Raw genomic sequence first — 19891 nt, 5'->3', positions numbered from 1 at the left:
TGGCTAGACAGGTACGATTTTTATTTGTTAATTCAGCTTGACGTTGAAAATACAATTTCAGATTATCACGTCGGATTTTTTGAGGTTTGCATACGATGCGCATTTCACAAATGTTGACATTTAGGAATATTCCTAAATCAATTTCGGATGAACTTAATTATTTAGAGAAAGAGTAATCGGTTTTACCATTTTTAATGGAACCGGTACCTCGATTTTCGGTATCTATTTCCGATTCTGGGAGGTTGTTCGGGATTTTTTACCTTTTTACGCCGGTTAGGTTCGGTGAGCTTTTTGTGTTTTTGTTAAACTGTTTGTAATCAATGGCTTGGCTTGGATGTGTGGGTTGGATGACAGAGTGTGTCTGTCCCTCGCTGACTCACATCTGAGACAGTTTCCCAAGAACCGCTGCGAACTCTCGTTTTATTGAGATGAAATGTTCACATCATTTCATTCTTGTCTGTAAAGGTTCGCAAGCCGTTGTAATGAAAGGGCCAAGCACTAAGCGGCAAGGGCTGCGTAAAGATTACGAAACTGTTAGATGAGACACCTGCTGTCGCTCGATCCGTATCAAAGTGTCCGCGAATGAGACGCTTTCGGTTGGAGAAAGGATATTCAGATAGGAATTGTCCGGCCAATGCCTTTATATATTAAGGAGCTGTACCAATTGGCACGTTAATCGCTTAAGGGTTTTCACCCCCCCCCAAGAGGGTGATGCATCAGCTTGTATGAGGACGACCAGAAGGGCCGCCGACACGATTCCGAGGAACAACGATTCTTGCTGTGACCGTGTCTTGCGAAAAACGGAACCCTGCGCCGCGACTTGAGCGGCGCTGACAAACCGGGACACGAACATGCTTCATCAGACCAATGGTTTTCATGCCAACGCCCTGCTGGGCTCGCTTGCCGACGACAGCCTCCGCGCGCTCGCACCGCATCTCGAGCTCGTGAAGATCAAGAGCGCGCAACTACTTTGCGAAACCGACGAGCCGATGCGTCATCTGTATTTCCCGACCACCGCGATGATGTCCGTGCTGTATCTGATGGAGGACGGCGCGATGGTCGAAGTCGCCGCAGTCGGCAGAGAAGGCGTGGTCGGCGTGTCGACGCTCGCCGACTACGGCTGCGGCGGGGCGTCGGGCCGCGTCGAGGTGCGCAGCGGCGGCTTCGCCTATCGCGTGCCGACCCAGGTGTTTCGGCGCGAATTCGACCGCTCGCTCGACACCTACCAATTGATGCTCCGCTATTGGCAGGCCGCGATGACGCAGATCGCGCGCAGCGCGCTCTGCAACCGTCATCACTCCGTCAGCGAGCAACTGAGCCGCTGGCTGCTGCTCGCGCACGATCGCGTCGAAGGCGACGAACTCGCGGTCACGCAACAGACGATCGCGAACATGCTCGGCGTGCGTCGAGAAGGCATTACCGAAGCGGCGGGCAAGCTGCAGGAGGCGGGGTTCATCCGCCAGCGCCGCGGACACATCACGGTGCTCGACCGGCACGGCCTCGAAACGCACGCGTGCGAGTGCTACGGCGTGATTCGCGGCGAATTCAACCGCCTCATCCTCGAGGCGACGCGCGAAGCGCACACGCCGCAGCCGATTCCGGCGGAAGGCCGGCCGCTACGCGCCGCCGGTTATCACGGCGTCGTGCGCTCGGCTGCTTGAGACGACAGAACGAGGAAAGTGGAGATTCGGCAATGTTGGGACTCTTGAACAAGTTGCTCGACGTGGTACTGGTGGCAGCGGGGGCGTTGCTCGCACAGGTGCTGTACGACAGCGGCACGCTCGACGTGCCGGACGCGCAGCGTACGGCCATCGCGCTGCTGTGCGCGTTGACGCTGATCGTCTTTCCGGCGATCGGCGTGTACGACGGCGCGCGCGAGCAGATGTCGTATCGCACGCTGTCGCGCGTGTTGCTCGGCTGGCTCGGCGTTGCCGCGATCGCCGCGGCGTTCACGCTGCTGCTGCATCGCGACGCCGACGTGTCGCTCGTCTGGCTCGGCCGGACGATGCTGATGTCGGGCGCGGTGCTGCTACTCGGCAAGGCGTCGATCCACGGCGTGCTGACCGGTTTGCGCCGGCCGGGCGCGAAGCCGCGCGCGGTCGCGATCGTCGGCTCCGAGGTTTATGGGCGTGCGGTGATCGAGCAACTGCGTGCGTCGTCGTCGCACGGCTACGAGGCGGTTTGCGTATTCGACGACAGCGTGCGCGTCGCCGATGCGGAGCGTCATGTCGGCGGCGTGCCCGTCGTCGCCGATCTGCGCGAGCTGAAGCGCCGCGTGCGCGCAGGCGCGATCGACGAGATCTGGCTGGCGCTGCCGCTGTCGCACGAGCGGCAGATTCAGCGGATCGTGCGCGAGTTTCGGCACGATTTCGTGAACCTGCGCTTCCTGCCCGACGTGCGCGGCATCACGTTCTTCAACCGGTCGGTCACGCAGGTGGTCGGCATGCCCGCGATCAATCTCGCGACGAGCCCGCTGTCGATTCCGCAGCTGTGGCCCAAGTTCATGTTCGATCGTCTGTTCGCGCTCGCGGTGCTGATTCCGCTGTCGCCGATTCTCGCCTCGCTCGCGCTCGCGGTGAAGCTGTCGTCGCCGGGCCCCGTATTGTTCCGGCAGAAACGCAAGGGCGTCGACGGCCGCGAGTTCGAGATCCTGAAGTTCCGCACGATGCGCGTGCATGCCGAGGAGGGAGGCGTCGTGCGCCAGGCGTCGCGCAACGATTCGCGGATCACGAAGGTCGGCGCGTTCCTGCGCCGCACGTCGCTCGACGAGCTGCCGCAATTTCTCAACGTGCTGTTCGGCCAGATGTCGGTCGTCGGTCCGCGTCCGCACGCGATCGAGCACGACGACATCTACAAGGAGCTCGTCGACGGCTACATGTACCGCTATCGCGTGCGTCCCGGCATCACCGGCTGGGCGCAGGTGAACGGTTATCGAGGCGAGACGCGCAAGGTCGAGAAGATGGCCGCGCGCGTGAAGTTCGACCTCTTCTACATGCAGAACTGGACCTTCTGGTTCGACATCAAGATCATCCTGATTACGCTCGTCAAGGGATTCATCGGCCGCAACGCGTTCTGAGCAGCCTGCAGCGCGTACACCGAGAACCAAGATCGTCTTCGACGACCACGCTACCAAGGAGAAACGACAAGATGTTGAAGCCCCTAGCATGGGCGACCGCCGCGGCGGTCGCCTTGTCGGGCTGTGCGCTGGCCCCGGGACCGGCGCTCGATTCGAGCCGCATGAACGACAACCTCAGCGCACCGACGGATTCGACGGTGTACGACATCAAGCTGATCACGCCGCAGCTCGTCTATACGCTCAAGCAGGCCGACGAGGCCGACACGCGCGCGAAGGAAGCAGGCATTGGGCCGAGCCTGCCCGCTGCGCCGGCCGACTATCGCGTCGGCCCGGACGATGTGCTCGGCATCGTTGTCTGGGACCACCCCGAGCTCACGCGCGGCGGCGGGAACGGCACGGGCGCCGACACGTCGCCGCTCGCCGACATCGGCACGCTGCAGGCGTCGGGCGGTCTCGGCGGCGTGCTGCCGCAGCAGGTCAGCGCATTCGGCACGAACGGGCAGGGCGAGGTCGACTCGCCGGGCCAGCGCGTCGCCGCCAACGGCACGATCTTCTTTCCGACACTCGGCCGCTTGCGCGTCGAAGGGATGAGCCCCGTGCAGATCTCCGCGCTGCTCGCTCGGCGTCTGAACAAGCAGATCAGAAATCCTCAGATCGACGTGCGCGTGATGCAGTACCGCAGCCAGCGCGTGCAGGTGACGGGCGACGTGAAGAACCCGGGGCAACTGTCGCTGACGGGCTCGCATCTGCGCCTCGTCGACGCGCTCAACCGCGCGGGCGGCGGCAATCCCGACGCCGATCTGCAGCGCGTGCTCGTCACGCGCGGCGATCAGGTGATGACGATCGACGTGAACCGCATTCTGAATCGCGGCGACTTGCGACAGAACATCGTGCTGCAAGCGGATGACATCGTTCACGTGCCCGACCGTACGCGGAACCGCGTGTTCGTGATGGGCGAGGTGCCAAAGCCGCAGACGGTCTACATGAACCAGGGGCAGTTGTCGCTCGCGGACGCGTTGAGCGCAGCCGGCAGCATCGATCCGACGGGGGCGAACCCGCGCCAGGTAATCGTCATTCGCCATCCGAATCCGCCGCTCGCGCAGGCGCCCGGCGTGCAAAGCGGATTGCAGGAAGGCCTGAAGAAGGTCAACTACGCGCCCGAACACAACAAGCCCGAAGTGTTCCGTCTCGACATGACGCAGGTGGACGCATTGATGCTCGCGACCGAGTTCGACATGAAGCCGCTCGACGTCGTATACGTCGGCACGGCGCCCGCTGCGCGCTTCAATCGGATGCTCGCGCAGATCCTGCCGACCGCCGAATCGTTCTATCTGATCTGGTCGGTGAGCCGCGGTCGCTGACGCACGCGAATGCGGCGCACGGCGAGATTCACGTGCCGTGCGCCGCGTTGTGCGACGGAACGCACAGACCGCGCGCAACGGAATGACGACACTGGAACGTGTATAGCGCGCTTCCGCGAACGTCGCGGATGCGTTCGTCAATCGGGTGTCGTCACGCCGTTGCAGCCGCCATGAATCTGTCTTCCCCCTTATCCAAGCCGTCGCTGCACACGCTACGCGATCGTCAGGACTTCGATGTAACGTCGGCGAGCGCGTCGCAGGCGGCGGGCACGGTGCACGACACGCCGCATCGCGCTGCATTTGCCGGCGAGCGTGCGAGCGCCACGGCCTTGCCGACGCCCGTCGCGATCAACGGCAAGTTCACGTCGCAGCGCCTGACGGGGGTGCAGCGCGTCGCGCACGAGTTCACGTCGGCGCTCGCGCGTCTGTTGCCGGGCGAGCGCAATCCGACGCTCGTCGTGCCTCGCGATCACGCGAGCGATGCGCTGCCGCCCGCGGTCGCGCGACGCGTCGTGCCCCGCTTGCGCGGCGCGCTGTGGGAGCAGCTCGCGCTGCCGTTCGCGACGCGCGGGCAGACGCTCGTCAGCCTCTGCAACGTCGGGCCGCTTTTCAAGCGCAACCAGGTGGTGATGATTCACGACGTCGCCGTGTTCGACTTTCCGCAAGGCTATTCGCTCGCGTTCCGGCTCTGGTATCGCTTCGCGTTCTGGATGCTGAAGCGCAACGCGCGGCACATCTTGACGGTGTCGCGCTTCTCGAAGGAGCGGATCGTCGCACGCCTTAACGTCGCGCCGACCGACGTGACGACGATCGCGTCCGGCGTCGATCACTTTGGAAGGATCGACAGCGATCCGGCGGTGCTCGAGCGGCTCGGTCTCGCATACGACGGCTTCGTGCTGATCGTCGGCTCGATCGCGCCAGGCAAGAATCTCGCGCGCACGCTCGACGCGATCGCGAGGCTCGAGCGCACGCGTCCCGAGCTCAAGTTCGTGATCGCGGGCGGCAGCAACATCAAGATCTTCGGCACGTCGACGCTCGGCGACAACGCAAGCGCGCGCAACGTGACGTGGGCAGGCTACGTGAGCGACGGCGAGCTGAAGGCGCTCTACGAGAACGCCGGCTGTTTCGTGTTTCCTTCGCTATACGAAGGATTCGGCCTGCCGCCGCTCGAGGCGATGTATTGCGGGTGCCCGGTGATCGTGTCGCGCGAGGCGTCGCTGCCCGAGGCGTGCGGCGACGCCGCGCTGTATTGCGACGCACACGATGCGATCGACATAGCGGCGACGATCGCGCAGCTGATGGGCGATGCCGAGCTGCGGCGCGAGATGCGCGACAAGGGGCGGCGGTATGCGTCGCGATTCCGCTGGGACGTTGCCGCGAAGCAATTGATCGGCGTGCTGCGCGCGCTGGATTGACGGAACTCAGAACCGGTAGCCGAGCCCGGCCTGAATCACGTCGGTGTCGCGATCGTAGCGCGTGACGACACGATTCCACGTGATGCGCGCGAGCCAGCGATCGTCGAAACGGTAGCTCGCGGATATCGACACGATGCCCGACACACGCCCGTCGCCTTCGCCGGGGCGGTCGCGAATGTCGCGCTCGTTGAGCGTCAGATACGCGCCCGCGCCGGCCGACAGCGCGACCTTGTCGTCGAGGAACGCGCGCGTGAGCCAGAACTGCGATGCGATTCCGTTGCGGCGGATCGACTGCTTCGAGCCTTCGTATAGATAGGTCGCCGTCCAGTCGACGTATTTCGCGACGCCGCGCCGGTATTCGAGGCTGCCGCCGAGCGCGCTCGGCGAGCGCCGGCTGTTGAGGATCGTCTCGCCCAGCATCGCGGTGACTTCGTTCGAGGTCACGCGGCCTGCGCGGCTCGCCGCGTAGTCGCGCGGGCCGGGAGTGTCCGGCGCGTCGAGCTGATAGCCGATGCCGAACATCAGCGATGTCGTGTTCGGCCCGCTGAACACCTGGGTCCGGTTCACCTGCAGTTGCGCGAGCCAGCGGTGCGACGTGTAATACGCGGCGCGCACGCTCATCAGCACGCCCCAGCCGTGCGAGTTCGAATAGCCGCGGCCTTCGGTGGCCGCGGTCGTGTCGAAGTAGCGGTACGGACCCGCGCCTGCCGAGATCACGAAGCGGTTGTCGCGCAGCGGCAGTCGGCCCCAGAGCTGGACCGCTTGGCCGTCGCGATGGTGATTCGGAATGTGTCCCTCGTTGTACCAGGTGAAGCCTGCGGCGGCATAGCGGCCGAGCCCTTCCTGATAATCGAACGCCCACGCGTAGCTATGACCGCCGCCGCCCGCGAGCAGGCCGCCGAACAATGCGAATTCCTGCGCATGTGCGGATGTCGCGGCGAGCGTGGATAAGCAGAGGGCGCTTCGCAACAGGAGCCGGGCGAACGGAGTGACGCGAAGCGGCGGCGACAAGCGGCAAATCGGCACGGCCTTCCACATTGTTTCATTCGAGACGAGCCGATTATCGCGTAAATTGTGAAGCATCGTCGTGTCGTGGGGGAACGATGCTGATTTCGCTCATGGCGGCGTGCGCGAGTCGTTCGCAGGCAATGCGGTGTTGCGCGCATGCCGCGCGAAGTCGGCGCGAACGCGATCCGCCGCCATGCAGTCGATGATGCGGCGCGCGCGCGCGTTGGGGGCGCGCAAAAAAAGCGGCCCGAAGGCCGCGTCAAAACTCGCAGATATTCCTTCGAACGGAAGGAAACATGCAACTGTGTACAAGCAGTGTAGCGAAACCCCGCATGCGGATTCAGACGATTTCGTGCAAATCTCTGTTCTCGGCGGATGCTTGCCGCACGCCGCCATCCGCGCAACGGCCGCCGAACGCGGCGCCGAGCGAGATTGGCCGCCACTTTGCGTCGAGCGCCGCGCGCACAAGATCGACTACCATCGGATGTCGGGCGGGCATCGAGCTCGCCCGCGCAATACGGTCGGCGATCGCAAGGAGGAATCATGTTGACATTGCGCAAGATCGGAATCGGTGTGCTCGCGTGTGCATTCGCGGCGGGCATCGCGCGTGCGGAGACGGTGAAGTTCGTCGCGAACCTGCAGCCGTCGAGCGAAGTGCCGCCGACGACGAGCAAGGGCTCGGGCTCGCTCGACGCGACCTACGATACCGCAACCCGCACGCTGCGCTGGAACGTCACGTATCGCGATCTGACGGGACCCGCGACCGCCGCGCACTTTCACGGCCCGGCGTCCGTCGGCCAGAATGCGGGCGTGCAGGTGCCGATTCCGAAGGACGCGCTCGCGAGTCCGATTGCAGGTGAGAAGGCGTTGACCGACGAGCAGGTCGGCGACCTGATGGCGGCCAAGTGGTATTTCAATGTGCACACGAAGGCCCATCCTGGCGGCGAGATTCGCGGCCAGGTCCGGCCGGCGAACTGAGCCGGGCGATCCGGATTTAGAGGGGCCAATCGACGGACGTGCGCCGAATCGCTCGTAGTATCGTCACGTTGTTTGGGTTCGGAGTACGTCCGATGAGTTGGCAAAGCAAGGTTGCGTGCTGGCTGCTGCGCCGGCAGTTTCGTCCCGAGACGCTGCGTCCCGTGATCGATCCGGCGCGTGCGCGGCGTCTGGCGAAGCTGCGGATGCGTGTGCCGCGCCGTCCGCCCGCGGGCTGGCGGCTGCGCGAGCGCTACGGCCCCGGCGACGCGCCGCTGCGCGGCGAATGGCTCGAGCGCGCGGACGCCGCGTCCGGCCGCGCGCCGCAAAGCCGGATGCTGCTGTATTTCCACGGCGGCGGCTATTATTTCTGCTCACCGCAGACGCACCGTCCGCTCGTGTTCGCGCTGACGAAGCACGCGGGCGTGCGCTCGTTCTCGCTCGACTACCGGCTCGCGCCCGAGCATCCGTTCCCGGCCGCGGTCGACGACGCGCTCGCGGCGTACCGGCAACTTGTTGCGGCCGGCACGCCGGCCGAGTCGATCGTGTTCGGCGGCGATTCGGCCGGCGGCGGCCTCGCGCTCGCGACGCTCGTCGCGCTGCGCGACGCGGGCGATCCGCTGCCCGCGGGCGCCGTGCTGTTTTCGCCGTGGACCGATCTCGCCGCGACGGGCGACACGCTGCGCGCGCACGACGGCCTCGATCCGATGTTCGCGGGCGCGGCGCTCGGCCGCGCGGCGCGCCTCTATCTCGGCGACACGCCGGGCACGCATCCGTACGCATCGCCGCTCTATGCGGATTTCAAGGGGCTGCCGCCGCTCTTCATCCAGGCGGGCAGCACTGAGGTGCTGCTCGACGATTCGCGGCGCGTCGCCGACAAGGCGCGCGCGGCAGGTGTGCACGTGGAGCTCGAGGTATGGCCGGAGATGCCGCACGTATGGCAGATCTACGTGCCGTTCGTACCCGAATCGGCGCGGGCGCTCGTGCGCGCGGCCGCGTTCGTGCGGCGCACCGCGGTCGAGCGCGCGACTCAGCGCACGGCCGACGCGTCGATCGTCTGATACGCGGCCTTCACGGCCGCCTGGCCGTACTCGCGCTCGAGCCGGCGCACCGCGAAGTGGCCGTGCGCGGCCTGCTGGAAGTGGTCGATGAACAGCGTGTTGACGGTCGCGCCGAGCACGGCGCCGATCGCCGGAATCGACTTCGCGGCGATCTGCTCGGTCACCTGCACCGAGAAGCGCGACGCGATCGTCTGCACGAGGCGGAAGAGGGCGGTTGAGCCGTGCGTCGCGAAACCTTTCGACGCGATCTCCGACGACGCCTTCGACACCGCCTGCGCGAGCGCGCCGCGCAGCACGAAATAGCCGATGTCGGCGTCTTCCTCTTGCTTGCCGCGCTCGGCGCGCTCGTTGCGCTTGCCGCCGTCCTTCTTGCCCGCGCCCGGCAGAGGGCCGAAGCCGCCGCCCATCCCGAGCACCGCGAGGCATTGCAACTGCGCCTCGGCGATCGACAGATCCTCGCCCTCGCTGCGCGCGATGTCGCAGATCGAGCGGAACATCAGCGTCGTCGTGACGGGCAGCTCGACGGGCAGTGCGAACAGGCCGAACGCGCCGCCCGCCGCGCCCGTTGTCGCGACGGCCAGCTTGTGCAGCAGGTTGCTCGGCTTGTTCGGCGTCTCGCCGTCGCTCGCGACGCCGCCCGACTTGCCGAGCGTGCGCAGCGCGAGGTGCAGGCACTTGCGCAGCGCGAGCTGCGTCGCGTCGTTGATCTTGTCGGTCGCGAAGCCGGGCAGCTTGCCGATCATCTTCTCGACGGGCGCGCCGACGACGCTCGTCAGCTTGACCGTCAGCGACGGGCTCTCGAGCGCGAGCTTCGCGCGCCGCAGCGTGTCGAGATCCTCGGCCGACAGCGTCGGTCCGGCAACGATTGTGAGCGGTTCCATCTGACTCCTTCGCGGCGCGCGCATCGCATGGGGGCGCCGGCTAGATTACCCGATGCATGATAGAATTTTTGATTCGTTGATGTATCAAAAGTTGCACGAACAAAAGATGGCCGTCCATACCGCCGCCCACCATTCGAGCGGGCAAGTCCTGCCGTTTCGCGAGTCGCTGCTCGCGATGCTCGGCATTTCCTTCGTCACGATGCTCGTCGCGCTCGACCAGACCGTCGTCGGCACCGCGCTGCCGACGATCGTCGCCGAGCTGCGCGGCTTCGACCTGTACGCTTGGGTCGCGACGTCGTACCTGCTCGCGTCGGTGATCACCGTGCCGGTCTTCGGCCGGCTCGGCGACTATTATGGGCGCAAGCCGTTCGTGATCGCGTCGCTCGTCGTGTTCACGGGCGCGTCGGTGCTGTGCGGGATGGCGCAGGACATGCTGTCGCTCGTGCTCGCGCGCGGGCTGCAGGGCATTGGCGGCGGGATGCTCGTCGGCACGGCGTTCGCGTGCATCCCCGATCTTTTTCCCGATTCGGTCGTGCGGCTGCGCTGGCAGGTGCTGATGAGCTCGGCGTTCGGGATTGCAAACGCGGTCGGACCGTCGCTCGGCGGCGTGCTGACGCAGCACTACGGCTGGCGCTCGGTGTTCTACGTGAATCTGCCGGTCGGCCTGCTGTCGCTCCTGTTCGTCTGGCGCTATCTGCCTCATCTGCGGCACGTCGAGCACCGCAGCAAGATGCGGCTCGACTGGCCGGGCGCGCTCCTCATCGCCGCGACGCTCGGCGCGATGCAGCTCTTCGTCGAGTGGCTGCCGAAATACGGGATCGGCGGCTGGCCGACGCTCCTCCTCGTCGTCGCGCTCGCCGGCGGCGTCGCGCTGTGGCGCTGGGAGAAGCGCTGCGCGCAGCCGATTCTGCCGTTCGACATGTTCGCGAACCGCGCGCTGTCGACGCTCTTCATCCTCGCGATCCTCGCCGGCTTCGCGATGTTCTCGCTCCTCTTCTACGCGCCGCTGCTGTTCCAGGGCGGCTTCGGGATGTCGCCGCAGCAGGCGGGCGTCGTCATCACGCCGCTCGTCGTGTTCATCACGATCGGCAGCATCATGAACGGCCGCGTGATCACGCGGATCCGCAACCCGAACGCGATGCTGTACGCCGGCTTCCTGCTGTTCGCGATCGCGTGCGCGGGCGTCGTCGCGTCGTCGCACGAGACGCCAGGCTGGGTGCTGATGGCGCTGATGGTCGCAGGCGGCGTCGGCCTCGGCTTCGTGCTGCCGAACCTGACCGTGTTCGCGCAGCAGACGGCGGGCCGCGAGCATCTCGGGATCGCGACCGCGCTCCTCCAGTCGCTGCGGATGGTGGGCGGGATGGTCGGCACCGCGCTGACGGGCACGCTCGTCAACCAGCTCTACGCGAGCGGCGTGCACGACGCGCTCGCGGCGGACGGCGCGCTGCGCTGGCAGGCGAGCCTCGCCGATCCGCAGGTCCTGATCGACCGCGCCGCGCAGACGCGCCTGGTGGACGAACTTGTGCGCGCCGGGCATCATGGCGCCCATTTGTTCGAGGCGGCGCGCGATTCCCTCGTCGGCGCGATCCACATCGGCATCGCGGTCGGCGCGCTCGTCGCGCTCGTCGCGGTGTGGCAGAGCCGCCGCGTGCCGCCCGTCGAGCTGCGCCGCGCGTTCGAGCCGGCCGTCGTCGCCGAGTGAGCGGGCGTTTGCTCACGTCATCCAAGTCAGTCAGTTACGGAGCCGAAGTCAGCGCATGGAAGAACAGGACCGCATCGCGATCTTGCAGCAGTTCGGACGCACATACCGCGCGTTCATGGCCGCGTTCGAGGCGCACGTCGGGCAGCCGCTGCCGCGTTGGCGCATCATGGTCGCGCTCGAGCAGCACGGCGGCGCGTCGTCGCAGAAGCGGCTCGTCGAACTGCTGCGCGTCGATCCGGGCGCGCTCACGCGCCAGTTGAAGACGCTCGAGACGCTCGGCTGGATCGACCGCGAAGCCGATTCGCGCGACAACCGCGTGACGAACGTGAAGCTGACGCCGGCCGGACGCGCGGCGTTCGAAGCATGCCTGCCGCGCCGCAACGCGTTCCTGCACGACACGATGGCGTCGCTGCCGGACGATGCACTCAACGCGCTGTCCGGCGCGTTGACGATGCTGGAGGCGCGCGTCGCCGAGGCGGGCGGCGCGGCGCAGACGAAGGCCGCGCCGCGCTGAGCGCGAGGCGCGCGCGTGGGGCGCGTCGCGTGCCGGCGCGCGCGGCGGCTCAGAGCTCGATGCGCGTGCCGAGCAGCGCGAGGAATTGCGACAGCCACGCCGGATGCGCGGGCCATGCGGGCGCCGTGACGAACGGCGCGTCGGTGACGGCGGCGTCGACCGGGATGTCCGCGTATTCGCCGCCCGCGAGCCGCACTTCCGGCGCACACGCCGGGTAAGCGGAGATTCGCTTGCCACGGATCACGTCGGCTGCCGCGAGCAATTGCGCGGCGTGACAGATCGCCGCAATCGGCTTCTTCGCTTCGGCGAACGCGCGCACGAGCGCGATCACTTTCGGGTCGAGACGCAGATATTCGGGCGCGCGGCCGCCCGCGATCGCGAGCGCGTCGTAGCCGGTCGCGTCGACGTCGTCGAATGTCGCGTTCAGCGTGAACTGGTGGCCGGGTTTCTCGGTGTAGGTCTGGTCGCCTTCGAAATCGTGAATCGCCGTCTTCACCTTGTCGCCCGCGCGCTTGCCGGGACATACGGCATCGACGTGATGGCCGATTGCGAGCAGCGCCTGGAACGGCACCATCGTCTCGTAGTCTTCGGCGAAGTCGCCGGTCAGGAACAGAATCTTCTTTGCTGCCATGGTGTTCTCCTGTTGAACAACAGCGGATGATCCAGGACGAACGGGCAGTGTACCCCGGCCCGCCGCGGCGCAGATGACGCGCGCGTGAAGCGGACGTAAAGCGCACGCGATGATGCGAGGCGCGAGCTTGTCGCAAAGGCAAGAGGCCGCAGCGAAGCGCGGAAGCGGCGGCGCGGCGCGCGCTGCGCCGCCCCGCAAGGGCGACAGCCGCCGCCCTTGCGCCCGCCAGAGATTCGCGTCGGCGTCAGAAGTACGTTTCGATCACTTCGGTCACGCGGTACTGCGGATCGACGACGAGCAGCTGCCGCCACTTGTCGAACGTGAGGCACGGGTGCGAGATGTCGAACGACACCATGTCGCCGACCTTCAGGTCCGCGCCCGCCGGGATTTTCAGGTACGCGTGCTGATCCATCAGCCCGGTCACTTCCCAGCCTTCGCCCGGAGCGATGTCGCGCGGCAGCCCGCCCGCGCTCGGGCGGAAGTGGCGCGCCGGCTCGGGCAGGCCCGCGTCGAACGCCGAGTCGCGCTTGCCGAGCGCGACGATCGCGCGCTCCGGCTCCGGAATCGACTGCACGTACGCCCAAAGCTGCAGCGCGGGCAACAGGCCCTCGCCCATCTTTTGCGCGATCGGGTTGCGCGCGAAGATGTCGGTCTGCGCCTTCTTGTAGATGCCGACGTCGTGCGTCAGATAGCAGCCGGGACGCAGCACGACGTCGATCACGCCGGCGTCCGACGCCTGCGCGAACTCGTCGGCGACGACGTCGTACCACGCGGAGCCCGCGCCCGACAGCAGCGCCGGCGTGCGCGCGAAGCGGCCGGCCGCCGCGAGCGCGTGCACGAGCGTCACCGCGCGCCGCAGGAACGCGCGGATCTCGCCTTCCTCCTTCAGCACGCCTTCGTACAGCTCGATGCCCGCGAGCTTCAGCACGCCCGCGTGACGCTCGATCGCGGCGAGCACCGCGTCGCGCTGCGCGTCGTCGCGCACGCCGGTGCGGCCGCCCGGCACGCCGAGCTCGAGCAGCACGTTGAGCGGCTTCCTCGCCGCGCCGAAGAAGCGGCCGAGCTGCTCGACGCCGTCGACCGAATCGACGAGGCAGAAGAACTCGAAATCGGGGTCGGTCAGCAGTTCGGCGATCATCGCCATGTTGTGCCGGCCGACGAGCTGGTTCGCGAGCAGCACGCGCCGCACGCCGCCGTGATACGCGGCGCGCACCTGATGCGCGGTGGCGAGCGTGATGCCCCACGCGCCCGTCTCGAGCTGGCGGCGGAACAACTGCGGCGCCATCGTCGTCTTGCCGTGCGGCGCGAGCTTCACGCCGTATTCGGCGACGAACGCCTGCATCCACTTCAGGTTGTGCTCGATCCGGTCCGCGTACAGCACGGCAGCGGGCAGGCTCACGTCCTCGGCGAGCAGATTCCATTCGAGGCGGGCTGCGTCCGATAGCGGCACGCTCGCGCTCGGTACGTTGCCGAGACCCTTGCCGAACGGATCGATCGTCGCTTCCTGATAGTTTGTAACTTTCATCTCATCTCGCTCCATCGTCCATATATATTGATGCAAAGTTGACTTCGCGATAGTACAGAAAGTAGCATCGCTGCGGTAATGTTATTTATTAACAAGCCGGTTCGCGCCGGCCGTCCCTGCTAGCCGTCGCCGATGACTCCGTCCACCGAGCCGCCCGCCTTCGACATCGTCGCCCGGATCGCCGAGTGCGCGCCCGAGCTTCGCGGCGCCGAACGCAAGGTCGCCGCGCTGATCCTCGGCGATCTGACCCGCGCCACGCACGCGAGCATCAGCGCGCTCGCCGCGCAGGCGGACGTGAGCGTCGCGACCGTCACGCGCTTCGCGAAGGCGGTCGGCTGCCGCGACGTGCGCGAGCTGAAGCTGCGGCTCGCGCAGGCGGCGGCCGTCGGCCAGCGCTTTCTGACCCCGGCCGCAGCCGATGCGCAGCGCGACGAGACGCCCGTCGCGCGCGTGTACGAGGATGTGCAGATCGCGCTCGAGCACAACCACCGGCTGCTGCGCCAGACGTCGTTCGGCGAGCCGGCCGCCGCGCTCGCCGCCGCGAACATGATCTACGTGTACGGGCAGGGCGGCGGCTCGACCGCGCTCGCCGACGAGCTGCGCTTTCGGCTCGTGCGCTTCGGCCGGCCGGTCGCGACGTATCAGGATGCGCTGCTGCAGCGGATGGTCGCGAGCACGGCGACGCCCGGCTGCGTCGTCGTCGCATTGTCGGTGACGGGGCGCGTCCCCGAGCAGCTCGAAAGCTGCTCGCTCGCGAAGCGCTATGGCGCGACGCTCATCGCGATCACCGCGCCGGCGTCGCCGCTCGCGCAGCTCGCCGACCACCTGATTCCCGTCGTCGCGTTCGAAACCGATTTCATCTTCAAGCCGTCGACATCGCGTTATGCGATGCTGATGGCGCTCGACGTGCTCGTCACCGAGGTCGCGCTGCGGCTCGGCGACGACTGCCGCGAGCGGCTGCGCCGGATGAAGCACGCGCTCGACATGCACCGCGGCGGCGGCGACCGCCAACCGTTAGGAGACTGACATGCACTCGCATCCCGAAGCAGCCGATACGCTGATCGTCGGCGCCCAGTTGTACGACGGCACGGGCGCGCCTAGCGTCGAGCGCGACGTCGCGATCCGCGGCGACCGGATCGTCGCGATCGGCAATCTGACGAACTGGCTCGCGGACCAGGTGATCGAGGCGAACGGCCGGGCGCTTGCGCCCGGCTTCGTCGACGTGCACACGCACGACGACACGCACGTGATCGACGCGCCGCAGATGCTGCCGAAGATCTCGCAGGGCGTGACGACGGTGATCGTCGGCAACTGCGGGATCAGCGCGTCGCCCGTCGCGCTGAAAGGCGATCCGCCTGATCCGATGAACCTGCTCGGCGCCCGCGCGGCGTTCCGCTATCCGACGTTCGCCGCGTACGTCGACGCGGTCGACGCGGCGAAGCCGGCCGTCAACGTCGCGGCGCTCGTCGGCCATACCGCGCTGCGCAACAACCAGATGGACCGGCTCGACCGCGCGGCGACCGACGCCGAAATCGCCGCGATGCGCGCGCAGCTCGAAGAAGCGCTCGCGCACGGCGCGCTCGGCCTGAGCTCCGGGCTCGCGTACGGCTCGGCGTTCGCCGCGCCGGCCGAAGAAGTGATGGCGCTCGCCGAGCCGCTCGCGAACGCGGGCGCCGTCTACACGACGCACATGCGCACCGAGTTCGACGCGATCCTCGATGCGATGGACGAGGCATATCGCGTCGGCCGACACGCGCGCGTGCCCGTCGTGATCTCGCATCTGAAGTGCGCGGGGCCGTCGAACTGGGGACGCAGCGCCGAAGTGCTCGCGTCGCTCGAAGGCGCGCGGCGGCTCCAGCCCGTCGGCTGCGACTGCTATCCGTACAGCCGCAGCTCGTCGACGCTCGACGTCAAGCAGGCGACGGGCGACATCGACATCACGATCACATGGTCCAATCCGCATCCGGAGATGGCGGGCAAGCTGTTGAAGGCGATCGCGGCCGAATGGGGCGTCCCGGAGCAGGACGCGGCGCGCCGCCTGCAACCGGCGGGCGCCGTCTATCACAACATGTCGGAGGACGACGTGCGCCGGATCCTGTCGCATCCGGCGACGATGGTCGGCTCCGACGGCCTGCCGAACGATCCGCTGCCGCATCCGCGTCTCTGGGGCGCGTTCCCGCGCGTGCTCGGCCACTACGCGCGTGACGAGCGGCTGATTCCGCTCGAAGAGGCGGTGCGCAAGATGACGTCGCTATCCGCGCGGCGCTTCGGGCTCGCGCAGCGCGGCGAGGTGCGGGTCGGCTATCACGCGGATCTCGTGCTGTTCGACGCCGAGCGGGTGCGCGACGCCGCGACGTTCGACAAGCCGCAGCAGCCCGCGCACGGAATCGAGGCTGTGTGGGTGAACGGCGTGCTGTCGTATCGCGACGGCGAGCCGACGGGCGAGCGCGCGGGCCGCTTCGTCGCGCGCGGCGAGCGCGCTGCGGCGACGGCGGACGATGCGTTCTGAGCATTCTCGATTGACGGATTTCGGCGCGCGCGGGCCGTTCGACGCGCGCGCCGGCGACCGATCGTCGCGCGTCGCCTGCATCGCGCAGGCGGCGCGTGTTGGCAAACGAAACGAAGGAGTGAAACGATGAAGCGATATGGCGTGGGCGAAGCGAAGGGCACGGGCGGTCAGGTGATGCCGTTCGCGCGTGCGGTCGAGGCGGACGGGTGGCTTTACGTGTCCGGCCAGACGCCGATGGTGAGCGGCGAGGTCGTCGAGGGCGGGATCGTCACGCAGTCGAAGCAGGCGATCGAGAACGTGATCGCGATCCTGAAGGAAGCGGGCTACGGTCTCGAGCACGTCGTGCGCTGCGGCGTGTGGCTCGACGACGCGCGTGACTTCGCGTCGTTCAACAAGGTCTTCATCTCGTACTTCGGCGAGCATCCGCCCGCGCGCGCGTGCGTGCAGTCGAGCATGGTGATCGACTGCAAGGTCGAAGTCGACTGCATCGCGTACAAGGCGCCGGCGAAGTGACGCGCGGCGAGCGCGGCCGGTAAACGGAAAACGGGGTCCCGAGCGGGGCCCCGTTTTTCTTGGGCAAACGAACCGGCGAGCGGATCGCAGGGTGCCGGTACCGGCCGCGCGGCGCCGAACGGCTTCCGCACCGCGGGCGTCACTGCCGCGCAGTTCGCGCGTTGTCCGGCATCGGCTGGTTGTAGTTCGTGCGGAACGGATTGATGTCGAGCCCGCCGCGGCGCGTGTAGCGCGCGTAGACGGCGAGCTTCACCGGCTTGCACGCGCGCAGGATGTCGATGAAGATCCGCTCGACGCACTGCTCATGAAAGCCCGTGTGATTGCGAAACGAGATGATGTAGCGCAACAGGCCCGCATGATCGATCGGCGCGCCGACATAGTGGATCTGCACGCTGCCCCAGTCGGGCTGGCCCGTCACCGGGCAGTTCGATTTGAGCAGATCAGTCACGAGCGTTTCCTCGACGGGCGCTTCTTCGTGCGATGCGGTGAGGAACGACGGATCGGGTTCGTAGACATCGGCTTCGAGATCGAGGCGATCGAGCGACAGCCCGTCGAGTTCCTCCATCCGCAGCTTGCGGAACTCGGTGGGCGTCGACAGGCGCACCGTCGCATTCGCGCCGCACGCGGCGGACACGTCGCGCTTGAGCGTGTCGCGCACCGCGTCGGCCGATTCGAACGCGGTCTGCGCGAACGAACCGAGATACAGCTTGAACGACTTCGATTCGACGATGTTCGGCGATTCGGCCGGCACGTAGAACGTCGCGATCGCGACTTGCGGCTTGCCGCGTGCGTTGAGCCACGACAGCTCGTACGCGTTCCAGATGTCGGTGCCGAAGAACGGCAACTGCGTGCCGATGCCGATCTGTTCGCGCGCGCCCGCGCGCGGAATCGGAAACAGGAGCGACGCGTCGTAGGCGCCCGAGTAGACGGTCGTCTTGCCGAGCGGGGAGTGTTCGGGGTTCATATCGTATGTGGATTCCGGATTACGACAGGAAGAGACGATACGCGGGATTGTCGCTTTCTTCCCAGAACGGATAGCCGAGCGCCGCGAGGAAGCGGTCGAACTCCGCGTGGTCCGCCTGCGGCACCTGCAGGCCGACGAGGATCGAGCTGTAGTCGGCGCCCTGATTCCGGTAATGGAACAGGCTGATGTTCCAGTCGGGCGCCATCGACGACAGGAACTTCATCAGCGCGCCCGGCCGTTCGGGGAATTCGAAGCGGAACAGCCGCTCGTCGTGCGCGAGCGGCGAGCGGCCGCCGACCATGTAGCGGATGTGCTGCTTCGACAGCTCGTCGCCGGACAGATCGACGGTCGTGAAGCCGTGCGCGGCGAAGGTGCGCGAGATCTCGTCGGATTCGTCGCGCCGCTTGATCTGCACGCCGACGAAGATGTGCGCCGATTGCGCGTCGGCGATCCGGTAGTTGAACTCGGTCACGTTGCGCTCGCCGACGAGCGAGCAGAAGCGCCTGAAGCTGCCGCGCTCCTCGGGGATCGTCACCGCGAATACCGCCTCGCGCGCTTCGCCCACTTCCGCGCGCTCGGCGACGAAGCGCATCCGGTCGAAGTTCATGTTCGCGCCGGACGTGATCGCGACGAGCGTCTCGCCCTCGATGCCTTCGCGCTCCGCATACAGTTTCGCGCCCGCGACCGCGAGCGAGCCGGCCGGTTCGAGCACGCTGCGCGTGTCCTGGAACACATCCTTGATCGCCGCGCAGAGCGCGTCGGTGTCGACCGTCACGACATCGTCGAGATACGCGGTGCAGAGCCGGAACGTCTCTTCGCCGACGAGCTTCACCGCAGTGCCGTCGGAGAAGAGGCCGACCTCGGGCAGCTCGACGCGCTTGCCCGCCGCGAGCGAGCGCTTCATCGCGCAAGAATCGTCCGTCTGCACGCCGATCACCTTGATCTCGGGGCGCACCGCCTTCACGTATGCTGCGATGCCCGCCGCGAGCCCGCCGCCGCCGATCGGCACGAAGATCGCATGGATCGGCCCCTGATGCTGGCGCAGGATCTCCATCGCGACCGTGCCCTGGCCCGCGATCACGTAAGGATCGTCGAACGGATGGACGAACGTGAGGCCGCGCTCGGCCTGCACCTTCACCGCGTGCGCATAGGCGTCGCTGTACGATTCGCCCGCCTGGATCACCTCGACGGTCGGGCCGCCGTGCGTGCGCACCGCATCGACCTTCACCTGCGGCGTCGTCACCGGCACGACGATCACCGCCTTCACGTTCATTCGTGCGGCCGAGAACGCGACGCCCTGCGCGTGGTTGCCCGCCGACGCGGTGATCACGCCGCGCGCGAGCGCGTCGGCCGGGATGTGCGCCATCTTGTTGTACGCGCCGCGCAGCTTGAACGAGAACACCGGCTGGTTGTCCTCGCGCTTCAGATAGACGTCGTTGTGCAGCCGCGCGGACAGGTTGCGCGCGCGTTCGAGCTCGGTTTCGAGCGCGACGTCGTATACCCGGGCGGTCAGGATTTTCTTCAGATAATCGTGGGAAGCCATGAGAGGGGGCGAAAAGCGTGGATGCGGCGGAAAAGGGCAATGATAGCGCCAACCCTCGCCGTTTCGACCTTAACCGAATGGTTACCGACCGTCCGGACGGCGAATCGAAGTCGGTCCGACCGCCGTCGGGGTACTGAAAGACGAGCGCGCCGCGCGGCGCGGCCGGCCGCAAACGCCCGCCAGTCGGTCGCCGCAGCCGATCCGACGGCCCAT

Annotated in this window: 18 protein-coding genes; 12 read left to right on the top strand and 6 right to left on the bottom strand. The window is 66.8% G+C overall.

Annotation, left to right across the window (positions count from 1 at the left end; all coding sequences use genetic code 11):
* Positions 1-851: 851 nt before the first annotated feature.
* From WS70_RS15905 to WS70_RS15890, 4 genes are all read left to right on the top strand, one after another.
* On the top strand, positions 852-1661 hold the full coding sequence (locus WS70_RS15905; protein WP_059596751.1) for a Crp/Fnr family transcriptional regulator: 810 nt from the start codon (positions 852-854) through the stop codon (positions 1659-1661).
* 32 nt (positions 1662-1693) lie between these two features.
* Positions 1694-3076 carry an undecaprenyl-phosphate glucose phosphotransferase gene (locus WS70_RS15900; protein ID WP_059596750.1) on the top strand — a complete coding sequence of 461 codons (1383 nt, stop codon included), beginning with the start codon at positions 1694-1696 and terminating at the stop codon, positions 3074-3076.
* Positions 3077-3147: 71 nt separating this feature from the next.
* A complete protein-coding gene (locus WS70_RS15895; RefSeq protein ID WP_059596749.1) occupies positions 3148-4437 on the top strand; it encodes a polysaccharide biosynthesis/export family protein in 1290 nt (429 codons plus the stop codon).
* A gap of 170 nt (positions 4438-4607) precedes the next feature.
* A complete protein-coding gene (locus tag WS70_RS15890; protein WP_059596748.1) occupies positions 4608-5852 on the top strand; it encodes a glycosyltransferase family 4 protein in 1245 nt (414 codons plus the stop codon).
* Between the two features lie 6 nt (positions 5853-5858).
* On the opposite strand, the gene WS70_RS15885 is transcribed toward WS70_RS15890, so the two are convergent.
* Positions 5859-6890, bottom strand: a complete 1032-nt coding sequence (locus WS70_RS15885) for a hypothetical protein (protein WP_162498966.1) — start codon at positions 6888-6890, stop codon at positions 5859-5861.
* Positions 6891-6939: 49 nt separating this feature from the next.
* Here WS70_RS15885 and WS70_RS31600 point away from each other — a divergent pair, with 49 nt between their 5' ends.
* The 3 genes from WS70_RS31600 (at position 6940) to WS70_RS15875 (ending at position 8896) form a co-directional block, all read left to right on the top strand.
* Positions 6940-7410, top strand: a complete 471-nt coding sequence (locus WS70_RS31600) for a hypothetical protein (RefSeq protein ID WP_159082909.1) — start codon at positions 6940-6942, stop codon at positions 7408-7410.
* The gene (locus WS70_RS15880; protein WP_059596747.1) at positions 7404-7838 is read left to right on the top strand and encodes a CHRD domain-containing protein; all 435 of its coding nucleotides are present in this window, start codon (positions 7404-7406) and stop codon (positions 7836-7838) included. Before WS70_RS31600 ends, WS70_RS15880 begins: the two co-directional genes overlap by 7 nt.
* 92 nt (positions 7839-7930) lie before the next feature.
* Positions 7931-8896 carry an alpha/beta hydrolase gene (locus tag WS70_RS15875; protein ID WP_059471732.1) on the top strand — a complete coding sequence of 322 codons (966 nt, stop codon included), beginning with the start codon at positions 7931-7933 and terminating at the stop codon, positions 8894-8896.
* Here the strand turns inward: WS70_RS15875 and WS70_RS15870 are convergent.
* Positions 8866-9777, bottom strand: coding sequence for an EcsC family protein (locus WS70_RS15870; protein WP_059596746.1), 912 nt, complete (start codon positions 9775-9777; stop codon positions 8866-8868). The genes WS70_RS15875 and WS70_RS15870 overlap by 31 nt on opposite strands.
* 106 nt (positions 9778-9883) lie before the next feature.
* Here WS70_RS15870 and WS70_RS15865 point away from each other — a divergent pair, with 106 nt between their 5' ends.
* Entirely contained in the window at positions 9884-11479 is a 1596-nt protein-coding gene (locus WS70_RS15865) for an MDR family MFS transporter (protein ID WP_059471969.1), read from the top strand.
* 55 nt (positions 11480-11534) lie between these two features.
* A complete protein-coding gene (locus tag WS70_RS15860) occupies positions 11535-11993 on the top strand; it encodes a MarR family winged helix-turn-helix transcriptional regulator (protein ID WP_059471730.1) in 459 nt (152 codons plus the stop codon).
* A 49-nt stretch (positions 11994-12042) separates the two neighbouring features.
* Here WS70_RS15860 and WS70_RS15855 read toward each other — a convergent pair whose 3' ends face one another.
* Both WS70_RS15855 and WS70_RS15850 read right to left on the bottom strand, forming a co-directional pair.
* Complete coding sequence (locus tag WS70_RS15855) at positions 12043-12624, bottom strand: DJ-1/PfpI family protein (RefSeq protein WP_038744369.1); 582 nt, start codon at positions 12622-12624, stop codon at positions 12043-12045.
* A gap of 244 nt (positions 12625-12868) precedes the next feature.
* Positions 12869-14149 carry an amino acid deaminase gene (locus tag WS70_RS15850; RefSeq protein WP_059596745.1) on the bottom strand — a complete coding sequence of 427 codons (1281 nt, stop codon included), beginning with the start codon at positions 14147-14149 and terminating at the stop codon, positions 12869-12871.
* Between the two features lie 132 nt (positions 14150-14281).
* Here WS70_RS15850 and WS70_RS15845 point away from each other — a divergent pair, with 132 nt between their 5' ends.
* From WS70_RS15845 to WS70_RS15835, 3 genes are all read left to right on the top strand, one after another.
* Positions 14282-15175 carry a MurR/RpiR family transcriptional regulator gene (locus tag WS70_RS15845; protein ID WP_059471727.1) on the top strand — a complete coding sequence of 298 codons (894 nt, stop codon included), beginning with the start codon at positions 14282-14284 and terminating at the stop codon, positions 15173-15175.
* Between the two features lies 1 nt (position 15176).
* On the top strand, positions 15177-16658 hold the full coding sequence (locus tag WS70_RS15840) for an N-acyl-D-amino-acid deacylase family protein (protein WP_059471726.1): 1482 nt from the start codon (positions 15177-15179) through the stop codon (positions 16656-16658).
* 126 nt (positions 16659-16784) lie between these two features.
* Positions 16785-17171, top strand: coding sequence for a RidA family protein (locus WS70_RS15835; protein WP_059471725.1), 387 nt, complete (start codon positions 16785-16787; stop codon positions 17169-17171).
* Between the two features lie 139 nt (positions 17172-17310).
* Here the strand turns inward: WS70_RS15835 and queF are convergent, their stop codons facing one another.
* Positions 17311-18135: an NADPH-dependent 7-cyano-7-deazaguanine reductase QueF gene (queF, locus tag WS70_RS15830; protein ID WP_059471724.1), complete on the bottom strand. Its 825-nt coding sequence runs from the start codon at positions 18133-18135 to the stop codon at positions 17311-17313.
* Between the two features lie 19 nt (positions 18136-18154).
* Positions 18155-19678: a threonine ammonia-lyase, biosynthetic gene (ilvA, locus tag WS70_RS15825; protein WP_108033960.1), complete on the bottom strand. Its 1524-nt coding sequence runs from the start codon at positions 19676-19678 to the stop codon at positions 18155-18157.
* Between the last annotated feature and the right edge of the window lie 213 nt (positions 19679-19891).

The organism is Burkholderia mayonis (assembly GCF_001523745.2).
Taxonomy (GTDB): Bacteria; Pseudomonadota; Gammaproteobacteria; order Burkholderiales; family Burkholderiaceae; genus Burkholderia; species Burkholderia mayonis.
The sequence above is the reverse complement of the archived record's forward strand: the minus strand, read 5'-3'. Positions and strand labels throughout refer to the sequence as shown.